Annotated in this window: 15 protein-coding genes; 13 read left to right on the top strand and 2 right to left on the bottom strand. The window is 31.1% G+C overall.

Annotated features, from left to right (window positions below; translation table 11 throughout):
* The first annotated feature begins 14 nt into the window (after positions 1-14).
* Genes DEA20_00670 through DEA20_00705 form a run of 8 tightly spaced genes read left to right on the top strand, consistent with a single transcriptional unit; the run spans position 15 to position 9,453 of the window.
* Positions 15-1,058: a hypothetical protein gene (locus DEA20_00670; GenBank protein HBS47704.1), complete on the top strand. Its 1,044-nt coding sequence runs from the start codon at positions 15-17 to the stop codon at positions 1,056-1,058.
* Positions 1,055-1,711, top strand: a complete 657-nt coding sequence (locus DEA20_00675; protein HBS47705.1) for a hypothetical protein — start codon at positions 1,055-1,057, stop codon at positions 1,709-1,711. The genes DEA20_00670 and DEA20_00675 overlap by 4 nt, the downstream gene beginning before the upstream one ends.
* A 21-nt stretch (positions 1,712-1,732) precedes the next feature.
* Complete coding sequence (locus DEA20_00680) at positions 1,733-3,001, top strand: hypothetical protein (GenBank protein HBS47706.1); 1,269 nt, start codon at positions 1,733-1,735, stop codon at positions 2,999-3,001.
* Entirely contained in the window at positions 2,982-4,121 is a 1,140-nt protein-coding gene (locus DEA20_00685) for a glycosyltransferase family 4 protein (protein HBS47707.1), read from the top strand. Before DEA20_00680 ends, DEA20_00685 begins: the two co-directional genes overlap by 20 nt.
* A gap of 32 nt (positions 4,122-4,153) precedes the next feature.
* On the top strand, positions 4,154-5,536 hold the full coding sequence (locus DEA20_00690) for a UDP-glucose 6-dehydrogenase (protein ID HBS47708.1): 1,383 nt from the start codon (positions 4,154-4,156) through the stop codon (positions 5,534-5,536).
* A 3-nt stretch (positions 5,537-5,539) separates the two neighbouring features.
* Positions 5,540-7,459, top strand: a complete 1,920-nt coding sequence (gene asnB, locus DEA20_00695) for an asparagine synthase (glutamine-hydrolyzing) (protein HBS47709.1) — start codon at positions 5,540-5,542, stop codon at positions 7,457-7,459.
* A gap of 1 nt (position 7,460) precedes the next feature.
* Positions 7,461-8,645 carry a hypothetical protein gene (locus DEA20_00700; protein HBS47710.1) on the top strand — a complete coding sequence of 395 codons (1,185 nt, stop codon included), beginning with the start codon at positions 7,461-7,463 and terminating at the stop codon, positions 8,643-8,645.
* Between the two features lie 7 nt (positions 8,646-8,652).
* Positions 8,653-9,453, top strand: a complete 801-nt coding sequence (locus DEA20_00705) for a hypothetical protein (protein ID HBS47711.1) — start codon at positions 8,653-8,655, stop codon at positions 9,451-9,453.
* A gap of 21 nt (positions 9,454-9,474) precedes the next feature.
* Here DEA20_00705 and DEA20_00710 read toward each other — a convergent pair whose 3' ends face one another.
* On the bottom strand, positions 9,475-11,169 hold the full coding sequence (locus tag DEA20_00710) for an ABC transporter ATP-binding protein (protein ID HBS47712.1): 1,695 nt from the start codon (positions 11,167-11,169) through the stop codon (positions 9,475-9,477).
* Between the two features lie 98 nt (positions 11,170-11,267).
* Positions 11,268-12,506 carry a serine hydroxymethyltransferase gene (glyA, locus tag DEA20_00715; GenBank protein HBS47713.1) on the bottom strand — a complete coding sequence of 413 codons (1,239 nt, stop codon included), beginning with the start codon at positions 12,504-12,506 and terminating at the stop codon, positions 11,268-11,270.
* A 166-nt stretch (positions 12,507-12,672) separates the two neighbouring features.
* Between glyA and DEA20_00720 the strand changes: the two genes are divergently transcribed.
* The 5 genes from DEA20_00720 (at position 12,673) to DEA20_00740 (ending at position 15,847) form a co-directional block, all read left to right on the top strand.
* Positions 12,673-13,068, top strand: a complete 396-nt coding sequence (locus DEA20_00720; protein ID HBS47714.1) for a hypothetical protein — start codon at positions 12,673-12,675, stop codon at positions 13,066-13,068.
* A 74-nt stretch (positions 13,069-13,142) separates the two neighbouring features.
* A complete protein-coding gene (locus DEA20_00725) occupies positions 13,143-13,583 on the top strand; it encodes a hypothetical protein (protein HBS47715.1) in 441 nt (146 codons plus the stop codon).
* Between the two features lie 180 nt (positions 13,584-13,763).
* Entirely contained in the window at positions 13,764-14,327 is a 564-nt protein-coding gene (gene efp / locus DEA20_00730) for an elongation factor P (GenBank protein HBS47716.1), read from the top strand.
* A gap of 46 nt (positions 14,328-14,373) precedes the next feature.
* Positions 14,374-15,012, top strand: coding sequence for a transcription antitermination factor NusB (gene nusB / locus DEA20_00735; protein HBS47717.1), 639 nt, complete (start codon positions 14,374-14,376; stop codon positions 15,010-15,012).
* Positions 14,996-15,847, top strand: a complete 852-nt coding sequence (locus DEA20_00740) for a 3-deoxy-8-phosphooctulonate synthase (GenBank protein HBS47718.1) — start codon at positions 14,996-14,998, stop codon at positions 15,845-15,847. The genes nusB and DEA20_00740 overlap by 17 nt, the downstream gene beginning before the upstream one ends.
* Positions 15,848-15,891 lie beyond the last annotated feature (44 nt).

Here is a 15,891-nt window from a genome sequence, read left to right on the forward strand (position 1 = left end):
TTGAAAGTTTTTAAGTGAAAAAAAAGATTTTAGTAGTGGGAGAATTTACATACGGCGGAGCTTCTAGTTCATATTGGTCTATTTTTTTGGATCTTGGATTTGATGCTAAAGTCTTTAATCTTAATAAAATCCATAGAAATTTTTTTTGTAATCTTGGTAAAATTTCATTTTTAGTCTCTTTTTTTCATGATTTATATATTAATTATTCTTTAAAGAATACTGTAAAAATTTTTAATCCAGATTTTATTTTTATAGCTAAAGGTGAGAATATAAGTTTTAAAACAATAAGATATTTAAAGAATAATTTTCAATCAAAAATAGTTAATTTTTACCCGGACAATCCTTTTTGTTTTTGGAATGGAAATTCAAATTCTAACATTTTATTATCGTTACCTTTTTATGACTATTTTTTGATTTGGTCGAAAATGTTAATTCCTGTTTTAGAATCAGTTGGAGCCAAAAAAGTAGAATATTTTCCATTTGCTTTTGATGAAAATCTTTTTGACCAAAAAATTATGATAACAAAAGAGGATGTAGAAAAATATACCAGCGATGTTTGTTTTGTGGGTACATGGGAACCGTATAGAGAAAAGTGGCTCAATGATCTTATTTTAAAAATGCCAAACTTAGATTTAGCAATATGGGGAAATGAGTGGAGTAAGAACTTGGCTTCAAATTCTCCATTGCGAAATCATTTACAAGGTAAAGCCATTTATGGGATTGAAATGATAAAAGCATTTCGACTTTCAAAAATAAATTTGAATTTCATAAGAAAACAAAATATAACTTCTCATAACATGCGTACCATGGAAGTTCCTGCAAGTAGGGCATTTTTATTAACAGAGAGAACAGTTGAGCAAGCACAAGAATTGTTTACAGAAAATGAAAATATTGTTTGTTTTTCCAATGTAGATGAACTGGTAGAAAAGATTAAATTTTATTTAAGCAATGAGAAAAAACGTATTGGAATAATGCAAAAATCATATGAAAAAATTCAAGAATACAAATTAAAAGATCGCTTAAAAAATGTTTTAAAAAAGATGGGAGCCTTTTTATGAATAATATGAAAGATAGTGCATTGTTATTATCGCATGAAAAGTTAAAATTTTTAGAAAAATATTTGCAAGGTTCTTTAATTTTGGATGTTGGGTGTGGAGTTGGAGCATATAGCAATTGGTTAGTAAAAAATCATCCAAATTTAGAAATTATTGCTTTAGATCAATTGGAAAATATATTCGAAAACGATACGATAACGTATATTAAAAGCGATCTTGAGCAGGGTTTAACTTTAGATAAAGAAAATTTTGATACTATATTGACTTTTGATGTGATAGAACACATTTCAAATGAAAATTTTTTGTTAAATTCTATTTTTAAAAAAAATAAAAAAGGTGGTATTTTGTTGGGTTCGGTTCCTCATGATGAAGATGTTTTTTTACCTAAATATAATTTAACTTTTTATCATCGATCTGATTTAACACATAAAAGGTATTATACTGTAGAGTCTTTATCAAAATTACTTCAAGGAAATGGATTTGAAATTATTACGATAGAGAAAAAAGGTGGGGTATCGCCACAAGTTTTTGCAGAATTTTTTCATCCTAGATTTAAATTTATATTAAAGAAATTTATTGGTATTGGTAGAAGAATTGGTTTAATAAAAACCAATATTTTATATTCGGATTTATTTTTTGCTGCTAAAAAACTTTAAAAATTTTTAATATAAAAGGATATGCTTGTGAAGCAAAAAACTAAAATAGCTATTCTTACTATTCATCCATACAATTATGGCGGGGTTTTAAAAACGGTAAAAGCTGTTTATAACTTTTGCAAAATTTATTTTGAACCTAAATTATTTTTTTTGGGTTTTGAACCAGAAATATCTGCTTATCTAAAAGGTTTTAAGTTTAATTCTGAAACTAGATATAAAAATTATTTAGGTATGGATTCTATAGAGATAGGAGCACGATGGTCATTTTGGGAGCCTGGACATTATTTTTTTACCAAAAAAGCATGGGAAAGAGAATTAAAAGAATATGACTATATTTTTGTGGTAAGTGGAACTTCTATTGCTGCTCATCCTGCTATTTTGTTGAATAAAAAATTTGTTCTTTGGGCTGGAACTTCTTTTGTAGATGATAGATTTGTGCGTATTGCTAAAATACCTTTGATTCGAAGATTTATTGATAAAGTCGCGTCTTTTTTTATGAATAAAATTGAGAAGAAAATTTTAATAAACGCTGATTATATTTGGACTTTAAGTTCTCATACAAAATCTTATTTCGAAAAAATTATTGGTTTTAAAAAAGAAAATTTAGAAGCAGTAGGATACTTTTTGGAAGATGATTTTTTATTACAAAATATTGATTTTGATGCACGTGATAAATGTTTGATTGCTGTGGGTAGATTTTCGGATCCTAGAAAAAACATAACAATGTTACTAAATGTTTTTGAAAAAATTTGTTCTGTTTTACCTGAATATAAATTATTTATTGTAGGTTTAAAGCCAGATAAAAAAGATTTACAAAAATTTGAGTCTAAAAATTTTTATAAGAATGTTATTTTTACAGGTGTTGTTTCGAATCAAGAATTAAAAGATTTATATAAAAAATCAACTTTGAAGCTTATCACTTCTTATCAGGAAGGTTTTGGTATAGCAGGATTAGAGGCTATGGCTTTTGGTTTGCCAATTGTTTCTGCCGATTGTGGTGGCCCTAGGGATTATGTTAAAGATGGAGAAAATGGTTTTTTAGTAAAAGTTAATGATATAAATGATATGGCTCAAAAATCGTTATTAATTTTAGAAAATTCTAATTTACATAAAAAAATGAGTGAAAAATCATTAGAGATTATTAGAACTAAATTTTCAAAAGCATTTATTTATTCTAAATGGAAAAATGGTTTAGTAAAAGTTTATCCGGAATTGAAAGATCTGTTTATTAAAAATGATTTATCTATCGGTATAAAAGAAGAAAAATTAGATGAACATTCTTGTTATTAGTCATACTTACATCGCTTCTATTAATCGCGATAAATGGAAAGTTTTAGCACAATTATATCCACAGATAAATTTAAAAGTTTTAGTTCCAACTGTTTGGCAAGATGTTTTGTTTAAATTAGAAGCTGATGATTTAGATAAAGATAATTTGAAAAATTGTGAATTTTTACCGCTTGATACTTTTAAAGGTGGAAATGAAGTTTTGTATGGTTATTATCCAATTAAATTCATTAAGTTGCTTAAAAGCTTTAAGCCGTATTTGATTCATGTTGAGCAAGGTGATAATGCTTTTAGTTATTTTCAATCTATTTTATTTTCAAAATTATTTTGTAAAAAAACAAAGTTTACATTTTTTACTTGGATAAATTGGAAGCCAAAAAAGTCTTGGAAATATAAATTTTTTTGGCAGTTTGTCGAAAGTTTTAATTTGAGAAATTCTAACGGAGCTTTTGTTGGGAACGAAGATGCTAAAAATATTTTGAAAGAAAAATATTTCAAAAAGCCAATTTTAGTTTTGCCACAGCTCGGCGTTGATACGAATTTTTTTGTTCCAAAATCTAAAGAGCAAAATAAAACGATAGGGTTTGTTGGAAGGCTTGTGAGAGAAAAAGGTATATTTGATTTGGTTGATGCTTTTTCACAAATTATTTTTGATCATCCAGAATGGAAATTAAAATTTTTGGGTGGTGGAAACCATGCAGAAGATTTTAAAAAATATATTGCTCAAAAAAACTTAGAAAATAAAATAACGATTTGTAATTCGGTGGATCATTTTCAAGTAAAAGATTTTATCCAAAGCGTAGATTTTTTAGTTTTGCCCTCTTTTGATACCAATTTATGGAGAGAACAGTTTGGGCATGTAATTATTGAAGCTATGTCATGTAAGGTCTCGGTTATTGGTTCGGATGCTGGTGAAATACCAAATGTTATTGCTGATGCCGGATTAATTTTTGAACAGAGAGATATTAAAGGTCTTGCTGGTTGTTTAAAAATTTTAATTGAAGATAAAAATTTAAGAGAAAAGTTGGCGGAAAAAGGATACGAGAGAGTAAAGAAATTTTATTCGCACGAAGCAATTGCAAAAAGAACTTATGAATTTTGGTGCGAAGTGTTAAAATCTTGAAAAATTATCTTTAAAAAATTAAAGGAGTTTTAATGAAAAAAATTGCAGTAGTTGGTGCAGGGTATGTTGGACTTGTTACGGGGGCATGTTTTGCACATAAAGGTGAAGATGTAACGATAGTCGAAAATAATGAAAGCAAAATTCAAAGCCTTTTAGCTGGTAAAATACCTTTTTATGAACCAGGCTTGGATTTAATAGTTAAAGAATCACTCGAAAATCAAAAATTAAAATTTGTAAAATCTGTTGATGAAGCGCTCAAAAAAAGACCTGATATAATTTTTATATGTGTTGGGACTCCCACAAGTGATGTAGGAATTCCTGATCTTTCGTATGTCTATGCCGTTGCAAAAGAAGTGGGCCAAAACATTAATGACTATTGTCTTATTGTTGATAAATCTACAGTTCCTGTAGGGACGGCAAAAGAGGTCAAAGAAATAATTAATCAAGAACTTGCAAGGCGAAAATTAAGTGTAGATTTTGATGTTGCTTCAAATCCGGAGTTTTTAAAAGAAGGAAGTGCAGTACTTGATTTTTTGGAGCCGGATAGGGTTGTGGTTGGAGTAGAAAGCGAAAAAGCGGAAGTTAATTTGCGAGATTTGTACAAGAAATTTTGTACATCATCTGAGCAGTTTATGGTTATGAAAATAGAATCTGCTGAATTAACAAAATATGCGTCGAATGCAATGCTTGCAACTAGAATCAGTTTTATAAATCAACTTGCATTACTAGCAGATACAGCGGGTGCTGATATCGAAGAAATAAAAAGGGGTATGGGCAAAGATAAAAGAATTGGATCTGCATTTTTGAATGCGGGCATTGGTTACGGTGGAAGTTGTTTCCCTAAAGACTTAAGAGCATTAGTTTATATGGGGGAAAAACATAAGCAATTGATGACGCTTGCAAAAGAGGTAGAAAATATTAATAAACGACAACGAATTGCATTTTTAGAGAAAATTGAAAAACATTATGGTCAAAGTCTAAAAGATAAAAAAGTTGGCATTTGGGGACTTGCTTTTAAACCTGAAACTGATGATATTCGCTGTGCTCCTTCGCTTGATATTATCCCTGCTTTGCTTGAAATCGGTTGTAAAATTTTCGCATATGATCCTATTGCTGCTGAAAATATAAAAAATATTTATGGTGAAAAAATAAACTTTGCAAATACTGCAAATGATGTTTTAGCTAATTCTGATTTTTTAATAATTTTGACAGAATGGAACGAGTTCTTAAAATTTAAGCCACAAGATTTTTGTATACTTTCAGACAAAATTGTTTTCGATGGACGTAACTGTTTTGATCCAATTTCGATGGCAATGGCTGGAATTGATTATTTTACCGTAGGAAGAGATTGCTTGAGTAGAGATTATTTTAATGTTAATTGCTGTCAATCTAAAAAGTCTGAATGTGAAATTTAGGATATAAAAGTGTGCGGAATTGCTGGGATAATTGTAGATAGCAGTCATAGTGATTTTCAAAAATTAACGATAGATTTTTCTTCTGATATAAAATTAATGACAGAATCTATTTCGCATCGAGGAATGGACAGTGGTAACTATTTTATAGATGACGAAAAGGGTTGTTTTTTAGGTCATCGTAGGCTTTCAATAATAGATTTATCAGATGTGGCAAACCAACCAATGGATTCGCTTGATGGTCGGTACAAAATAATTTTTAACGGCGAAATCTACAATTATCAGCAACTTACAAGTGAGCTTGAAGCTGAAGGTGTAAAATTTGTAACAAAAAGCGACACTGAGGTTTTGTTAAATTTGTACATTTTATACGGTAAATCTTGCCTAAAAAACTTGCGTGGAATGTTTTCTTTTGCAATTTGGGATAGTAATGAGAAAAGGCTTTTTGCAGCACGCGATCATCTTGGTAAAAAGCCTTTTAATTTTATTGTCGGTGAAAAAGGGGGCGTTAAATATTTTGCGTTTTCTTCAGAGCTAAAATCTTTTTCAAATCTTTCTTTTTATAAAAAAGAGTTAAATCTTGCCGCAGTAAATGAATATCTATCTTTTTATTCGATAAATGCACCCGACAGTTTTTACAAAGATGTTTATGCATTGCCGCCTGCACATTTTGCAGAATTTAAGGATGGAAATTTAGAAATTGGAAGATATTGGGATTTGCGAGAAATCCAAACAAATTGTGATTTAAATTTGCATCAGATTAAAACAAATTTACGAGACTTAGTAAAAGAATCTGTAAGGCTTAGAATGCGCGCCGATGTTCCAGTTGGTGCATTTTTGAGCGGTGGGTTGGATTCAACAACTATCGTTGGTCTCATGTCAACGTTGACCGACATTCCTGTTAAAACTTTTAGCATTGGTTTTGAAAAAGAGGGAAGTTATATTGATGAACTCAGTTTAGCTAGTAAGGTTGCAAAGAAATTTGGTTGTGATCATCATGAAACAATAATTTCGGGAACACAGTTCAAAAAAGTTTTTAATGATTTTATTTATTACATTGATCAACCAAGTGGTGATGGAATAAATGGTTTTTTAGTTTCGCAAGTTGCCGCGCAGCATGTTAAAGTTTCGCTTAGTGGTTTAGGTGGTGATGAGGTTTTTTTAGGGTATCGATATTTTCAAGATTTACTCAGGTTGCAAAAATTTGATGGTTCGTTTAATAAAAAATTTATTTCGATATTCGCTGATCTTTTTAATAAAAATAAAATATTTAGATCACTAGCATATAAAACAGGTTTTTCATTTTTAAGATTTTATGGTTTGAAAGATAAAGATATTTATCTACAAATGCGATCGATTTTTCAAATTGATGAAAAAGAGAAATTAGTTAAAAACAAAGATATTTTAAAATTCGATTATTTATCAAAGGCTTCTAATATTTTGGACCCTATTTTTAGTCGAAGCGATGATTTTTTAAATAAATTTTCAAAATCAGAATTGTCTTGGTATACGCCCGGCATGCTTCTCAAAGATTCGGATGTTACAGCGATGGCTTTTACGCTAGAAGTGCGAGTGCCATTTCTTGATAAAAATTTAGTTGAATGTTTATTAACTGTTCCAAGTAAGTACAAAATCTATGAAGGGCAAAAGTATAATAAGCCTTTACTTGCTAATTTGTTTGATGGTTTGATACCAGCGGAAATCTTAAATTTTCCAAAGCATGGTTTTGAAATGCCAATTGGTTTTTGGCTTATAAAACATTTTGAAAAAGAGCTAAATTATTTACAAAATGTTAGTTTTTTAAATCAAGAATATGTCAAAAAATTGGTTTGTGATTTACGTCGAAATCCTAAAAATTACTTAAAAGTTTGGACATTGCTTGTTTTGTGTAAATGGCTGGAAAAACAAGGTTTTGAGATTGCATGAAATGAAAAAGAAAATTTTATATATTCATCATGGGATTGGAATCGGTGGTGCGCCATTAAGTCTGCTTTATTTAATTCAAAATTTGGATAAATCAAATTTTCATCCCGTTGTTTTATTTTTACAAGATTCAGAGGTTATCGATTTATACAAATCAAAAGGTATCGAGGTTTATGGACCTCTAAATTTAAATGATTTTCCTCATACAAAAATTTGGAACATTAAGTGGTATCAATTTTTGTTTTTTTTAAAAGTCATTGGGGATAATTTTAAAGTTTTATTTTTTGAAGCTGAGAAATGGTTTGATCTTATAAAACCAGATATCGTTCATTTAAATACAAGTTCTTTGATTGTTTGGGGAAAAGTTGCTCATAAAAAAGGAATTCCAGTTGTTTGGCATATTCGAGAACCTTTGGCTCCTGGTTATTTAGGAATTCGTAGGTTTATCATTAAAAAATTTGTGGAGAAATATGCTACGAAGATTGTACCAATTTGCAAAAACGATGCAAAACCATGGCAAAACAATCCAAAAGTAGAAGTTGTTTATAATGCGGTTGATCCTAAAATATTTGACTATAATTTATACCCATACGCTAATAATGATTTAAAAATTTTATTTTTGGGAGGGCTGTCAAAAGAAAAAGGGACATTGGTTATTTTTAAGGCCTTTGAAAAGCTATTAAAAGAAATTCCGAATGCAAAACTTGTTGTTGCCGGATATTTTAATAATCAACAATCTAAATCGTATTTTAAATATTTTTTGCCAAGTGAAGTTTATAAAAGACAAATCAATAAAATATTAGAAAAAATAAAAGATAAAATTATTTTTTTAGGGCCGATCAAAAATGTACCGCAAATAATGGCAGAATCTTCTGTAATAGTTTTTCCTGCAACTGTTGGACATTTTGCAAGACCTTTAATTGAGGCTGGATTTATGAAAAAAGCTGTTATTGCATCTAATTTATCTCCATTGGAGGAATTAGTTATTGATCAAAAAACAGGATATTTGATTAATCCCCAAAATATTGATGAATGGGCCGATAAATTAAAATTTATTTTGCTTGATAATGTTTTACAACGAAATTTAGGCGTAGAAAATTTTGAATTTTGTAATAAGCATTTTTCAATAAAAGAGCAGTTAAAAAAGATAGAATCAATTTATGAAAATATTTTGAAATTAAATTTGTGAGTGTGTAATGGAAAAGAATAATCTAAAAAAAGAAGTTTTTAATCATTGGAATAAAGCTAGCTGTGGTACGGAAGTTACTCAGAAGCCTAAATATTCAAAAGATTATTTTGAAGAAATAGAACAGTTTCGTTATAAAATTGAACCTGAAATTTTTTCATTTGCGCAATTCACACGATTGAAAGATAAAAAAGTATTAGAGGTTGGCATTGGTGCTGGGTCTGATTTTTTACAATGGGTTAGATCGGGAGCGATTGCTTATGGAATAGATTTGACGCAAGAAGCTATAGACAATGTAACGAATCGGCTGAATTTATATAACTTAAACACAGAAGATTTAAGAGTTGCAGATGCAGAAAATTTACCTTATGAAAGTAACTTTTTTGACCTTGTTTATTCGTGGGGTGTGATACATCATTCTCCTGATACAAAAAAATGCTTGGAAGAAATTGTAAGAGTTACAAAGAATAGTGGAAAGATAAAAATAATGATTTATAACAGGCATTCTCTTTTTGCTTTTTATAGATGGGTTAAAACAGCATTATTGAAAGGTAAAATTTTTAGATCGTTTAAAGACGTATTGTTTTATGATCAAGAAAGTTTGGGAACGAAAGCTTATACATTTAAAGAAGTTAAAAATTTAATAAAAGATTTGCCTGTTAAATTAATTTCTATAAAGGCTATGGTTTCTAGTCATGACTTGCTTTACTATAAATCTAAACCTGTAAGGTTAATTGCTTATTTTTTGGCTTTTTTGTTTGGATATAATAGAGTTGGATGGTTTTTGACTATCGAATTAGAAAAAATCTAAGATAAAAATTGGCGCTATAAATTATATCTGTTTTAACTCTAAATTTTCTTTAGGCATAACATTTTTAGTCATTTCTATGACTTCACCATTTTGAATCATTAAAATTCTATCCATTTTTTCAATTAAAGACATTCTGTGTGAGATCATAATTACTGTTTTTGTTTTTGAAATTTCTTCGAGAGCAAGTCGTATCATTTCTTCAGATTTTGTATCGAGCGCTGATGTGGCTTCGTCAAAGATCAAAATATCAGGATTTTTGAGTAGAGCTCGAGCGATGGTAAGCCTTTGTTTTTGTCCACCGGAAAGTAATGTTCCATTTTCGCCTACAATTGTTTGGTAACCATTTGGAAGGTTTTCGATGAATTCATGTGCGAAAGCTGCTTTACTCGCAGCTTCAACTTCTTCCATCGTTGCATTTGGTTTTGCATATGAAATGTTTGCAAAGATCGTATCGTTGAATAAAAATGTTTTTTGGCCGACATATCCTATTTGAGACCTTAAACTTTCTGTGGAAATGGTTCTTAAGTCAATGCCATCAATTTTGATAGCCCCGTTGCTTGGTTCGATAAAACCTAAAAGTAAATCGCAAAAAGTACTTTTTCCGCTTCCCGATGGTCCAACCATTCCAATTGTTTCACCTTTGTTTAGTTTGATCGATATATTTTTTAAAACCGGTTGGTTTTTGTTGTATTCGAAGGAAACGTTTTCGAATGTAAGAGCATTTGAGAAATTGTTTATGATAATATTTCCTGTTTTTTGTGTTGGGTAAGTTTTGTCCATAACTTCAAATACTCTGTTTGCGGATGCGATACCGCTTTGAACATCAGTATAAACGTTGATAAGTCTTTTTAATGGTTGATAGGCAAATAACATTGCAGCAAAGAATGATGTTAATTGTCCAGGTGTGATACTTCCAGATAAAACCTGCAATGCAGCCACATAAAAAATAATTCCAAAGCTACTCATTGCTATGATTTCGATAAGAGCTGGTGTGATAGAAATGGCTTGGACGTTTTTCATTATCGAGGAGAAATAGTTGTGTAGATAGCCTGCAAATTTAGAAGTTGTGCTGTTTTCTGCATTGAAAGATTTGATTTCTCGAATTCCGATAAACATTTCTTGTAAAATCGAACTTATAGAACCCATGCTGTTCTGACTTCTTCGTGCCGTTTCTCGCATGTTTGTGCCCATTCTTTTGATAATAAATGCAATTACGGGTCCTAAAATAAGAATGACACAAGCAAGTTTTGGAGTTTGATACACTGCAACTAAAAGCAAAAATATAGCTTCAAAAAAACTTCTTACACCATTTTTTATAGCTGAAGAAGATGCGTTTTGGATCATTGTTATATCACTCAAAAAGTGAGACATGAGGTCGCCGGTAGTTTTTTCTTGATAAAAGGATGTTGGGTAATAAATTATTTTTTTGAAAAGATCTAAGCGAATGTCATTGACCACTTTGCTGCCAACCCAGTTCATGTAATAGTTTGAAAGATACATAAAAAGACCTTTTACCAAGAATAAACTGATCATGATTATGACAAAAGGGATCAAAAGATAAGTTAATCTTTCGACAAAAACTTTATCAACTAAGAACTTGATAAGGTAAGTTGGGGCTGCAGAAATTATTCCATAAGCTGTTGCAGCGATAATGGATAAAACTAACCGTTTCCAGTATTTCTTTGTATAGCTAAAAATTCTTTTTAATGTATTCATTTATTTTTATCAAATTTAACCAATAAAACAGACTAAACCTTAAGGTTTAATTATAAATTCTAAAAATTTAAAAGCTAGTACGGGAAATAAAACTTTATTTATTGATAAATTGGAAACTTATCGCATAAAGTTTTTATCTCGGTTGTAACTTTTTGTAAAAATTGTTCATTATTTTGATTTTTAATTATCTCATCTATGAAAAGGCAAACTTGAATTGCTTCTTTTTCTTTAAACCCTCGGGTTGTTATAGCAGGACTTCCGATACGAATTCCACTGGTTTTAAGAGGGGATTCGGTGTCAAATGGGATGCTATTTCGGTTAAGAGAAATGTTGCAGTTTTCCAAGACTTGTTCAACTTGGAATCCATTTATTTGTGGAAAACTTTCTGCGATTTTTGATTTTTTCAAATTTATTAAAAATAGGTGGTTGTCGGTATCACCTGAAACAATGTTATAACCTAAATCCTTTAATGTTTTAGCCATTATTTTAGCATTTAGAATCACTTGTTTTTGATAGTCTGTGAATTTAGGGTCAAGCGCTTCGCTGAAAGCTATTCCTTTTGCTGCGATGATGTGCATTAGTGGTCCACCTTGTATTCCCGGCATTACAGATTTATCTATTAAATTTGCAAACTCTTCTTTGCAGATAATCATTCCGCCTCGAGGTCCACGCAAAGTTTTGTGTGTTGTGCTGCTTACAAAATCTGCTAACCCTACTGGTGATGGATGTAACTTTGCAGCTACAAGTCCTGCTATGTGTGCCATATCGACAAAAAGGAGCGCATTATGTCTTTTGGCAATGTCCGAGAATTTTGCAAAATCGATGATTCTCGAGTATGCAGATGCTCCGGCGACGATCATTTTAGGTTTATATTCTTCAGCTAGCTTTTCGATTTTATCATAATCGAGAAGTTCTGTTTCTTTATCGACAAAATAAGGTACGAAGTTGAACAATTTTCCAGAAAAATTGATTTTGTGACCGTGAGTTAAATGTCCGCCGCAACTAAGTGACATTCCCAAAATGGTATCGCCGGGATTTAGCTTGCTAAAATAAACAGCCATATTTGCACTGGAGCCGCTATGAGGTTGAACGTTTATATGATTTGAATTAAAAAGTTGTTTACCAAGTTTTATTGTTTCTTCTTCAACTACATCTACAAATTTGCATCCGCCGTAATATCTTTTTTGTGGATAGCCTTCAGCATATTTATTGGTTAAAACAGAACCGGCGGCTGCTAAAACATCTTTCGATGCATAATTTTCGGATGCTATCAAATTTATTGTGGTTTCTTGGCGGTTTTGTTCTTGGTTTATAAGGTTAAGGATGCGATTTTTCATAATTAAAAATCTCCCGGTATTTTATCAAAATAGAAATAATTTTAAACTTTGTTGACATAAATATTTGCAATGTGCAAATATAATAATGTACTACAACTGTAATTGTAAAAAGTGAAAAGAAATATGTCACGTTAAAGTGTGATTTTTAATTTGAAAAGGAGTGATTATGAATAAAACAAATAAATTAATGTTGGGGTTATTTACGATTTCTTTTTGTGGACTTTCTGCTGGCGGTGGTGGAGATGCTGCAATAGGTGGTTTAGTTGGTGGATTGGGCGGTAGTATGCTTGGTTCTGCTATGACATCCAAGAGGGATAAGGTAACCGTTGTTCAAGCACCAGCAAGTGGTGAAAGTTCAACTGCTTCAATGGATATGGCAAGTAGGGCTGCCGAAATGGCATCAAGGGCAAATGAAAGAGCTGCTGTACTAGAAATTCAATTTCAGAATTTAAAAAACGAACATCAGTCAATGCTTGCTGAAATTCAATCTTTAAAAACCAAAAATAATAGATTAGAGACTGAAGTTAGTAGGTTAAAGAGTAAATTTGTAACAAAAAAATAAACTTTTGTTTTAATGCAATTGTAACGTAATGTATCGCTTTAAAAATGTGATATTTAGAGTGAAAAGGAATAATTATGAATAAAACAAATAAATTGATGTTAGGTTTATTTGCAATCTCTTCATGCGGGCTTTTTGCAGGCCATGGCGGGGATGCGATGGTTGGTGGTTTAGTTGGAGGTTTGGGTGGTAGTATGCTTGGTTCTGCAATGACTTCTAAAAGTGAAAAAGTAACTGTTGTTCAAGCGCCTGCAAGTAGCGGTAGTTCAAGCGTATCAATGGATATGGCAAGTAGGGCTGCTGAAATGGCATCAAGGGCAAATGAAAGAGCTGCAGCATTAGAAGTTCAATTTCAGAACTTAAAAAGCGAATATCAGTCAATTGTTACCGAACATCAATCATTAAAAGCTGAAATAAATGATTTAAAGAATCAATTAGCTTCTAAAAAACATAAGGCTGTTGATGAAGAAAATACTGATGAAAAATCAGGAACTTGGTGGCCTTTTGGAAGTAAATAACTGATTAAATTAGTTTTATGTTAGGCCTGGAATTTGTCCGGGCCTTCTTTTTTTGATTTTTTCCTTAAGATTGATAAAGAAATTGCTTTTTTATACCATTTTTTTAACTTATGTATTACACTACAAAATGTTTTCGAAAAATTTCAAATTAATTAATAGTTATTTTTTAAAGGGTGAATTGTGATAGCAACATCAGATTTCAAAAGAGGTAGCAGCAAAATATTACTTAGAAATGAGCCATGGCTTGTTGTAGAGTTTCAACATGTAAAACCAGGAAAAGGTGGCGCATTTGTACGAACAAAGCTTAAAAACTTGATTACAAGCCGAATGCTAGAAGAGACTTTTAGATCGGGTGAAAAATTTGATGAACCAGATCTAGAGTACAAAAAAATGCAATATCTCTACAAAGAAGGTGATTTGCACCATTTCATGGATCAAAGTGACTATGAACAGCTTGAATTTAATTCTTCACAGGTCGAATCCGCAAAAGATTATCTTAAAGAAAACGAAATTTATAAAGTTGTATTTTTTACCGGCAAACCAATATCTCTAGAAGCTCCAACTTTTATGGAATTAAAAGTTGTTGAAACTATTCCTGGAGTTCGAGGTGATACAGCTCAAGGTGGCGCTTCAAAACCTGCAAAACTTGAAACTGGCGTTACGGTACAAGTTCCTCTTTTTATAAACGAGGGCGACAAAGTAAAAGTTGATACTCGAGAAAATAAATACATAGAGCGTTGTTAATTTAAAAAAGAATCGGGAGTAGTAGATTTTATTTGATCTTTTTTAAATGGATTTTGAAATTATGAAAAAAAATGTTTTGGAAAATGACGACCAATTAAAAGATGTTTTAAAAATCGATAAAACTGCCGATTCTGATAGTTCCGATTTTAAGGTTTCCGAGCAAGAATTACGTTCGCAGATCGAAAGCGAAGATCAAGCGTTAATTGATATTGAGAATGATAAAATGCGAACACCTAAAACGATGCGTGATGTTCGTTGTTTAATTTTTCAGTTTATGTATGCGATGGAACAATTTGATTATTCAGTATCTTTTGAATCAGTTATTGATAATTTTCGTCGAGGTTTTAATTTAGAAATTCCGGATGATTTTATTGCTATAAAAATAGCACGCGATACGATAGCAAAACGTGAAGAATTAGATGCCAAAATTACACCTCTGTTAAAAAATTGGAAAATAGACAGGCTTGGTTGTTGTACTCTTTTAATTTTGCGTCTTGCCATGTGGGAATTTGAAAATAATAAAGATACGTCAGCTGCTATTATCATTAATGAAGCAATTGAGCTTGCAAAAAGCTTTGGTGAAAAAAATTCCTATAAATTTATAAACGGAATCTTGGATGAAGCTATAAAATCTCTAAATTTGCCAAACACTAAAACTGAAAAGGTAAATGCTAGTGGAGAATAAAAATTTTTCATTTTTAAAAGAAATAAGAGGAAACGAAAAGCCTCTTATTTTTATTTTAGGCCCTTGCGTAATTGAGAGTGAAAGTCACACGCTAAAAATGGCTGAAAGCCTCAAAAAACTTTCAGAAAAGCTTAACTTTAAATTAATTTTTAAAAGTTCTTTTGATAAAGCAAACCGAACATCACTTTCTGGTTTTCGAGGTGTAGGATTAGCGACGGGCAAAAAGATTTTGTCTAAGGTCAAAAATGAATTAGATTTGCCAATAATCACAGATGTTCATGAGTCATCTCAAGTTGAAGAAATTTCCTCTTTTGCGGATATTTTACAAATCCCAGCTTTTTTATGTAGACAGACTGATTTATTACTAGCAGTTGGTAAAAGTGGGAAAATTGTACATTTGAAAAAAGGACAATTTGTTACTTGTGGTGCTATTGAAAAAGCTGCTAAAAAGATTGAATCTACTGGCAATAAAAATATTTGGCTCTGTGAGCGAGGCTATGCTTTTGGTTATGGAGATTTGATTGTTGATTTTAGAAATTTTACCACAATGAAATCTTTTGGCCGACCGGTCACATTTGATGCAACTCATTCAGTCCAAAAACCAAGTGGTTTGGGCGATGCTTCAGGTGGAGATAGAAGCTTTGTTGCCGATCTTGCAATTTCTGCAGTTTCAGCAGGAATCGCGGGTATATTCATGGAAGTACATGATAATCCAGAAAAAGCATTATGTGATGGTCCAAACTCAATTCGTTTATCACAGCTAGAAGATTTAATTAAATATTTAATGGAACTTGATGCCTTTGTGAAGAGCAAAAAGCGACCAGAGATTTATTAGGTTTTGTATAGACATAAAAAAAGAGGGCGTTTTTAAACGCCCTC

Source organism: Candidatus Dependentiae bacterium, from assembly GCA_003511165.1.
Lineage (GTDB): Bacteria > Babelota > Babeliae > Babelales > UBA12411 > UBA12411.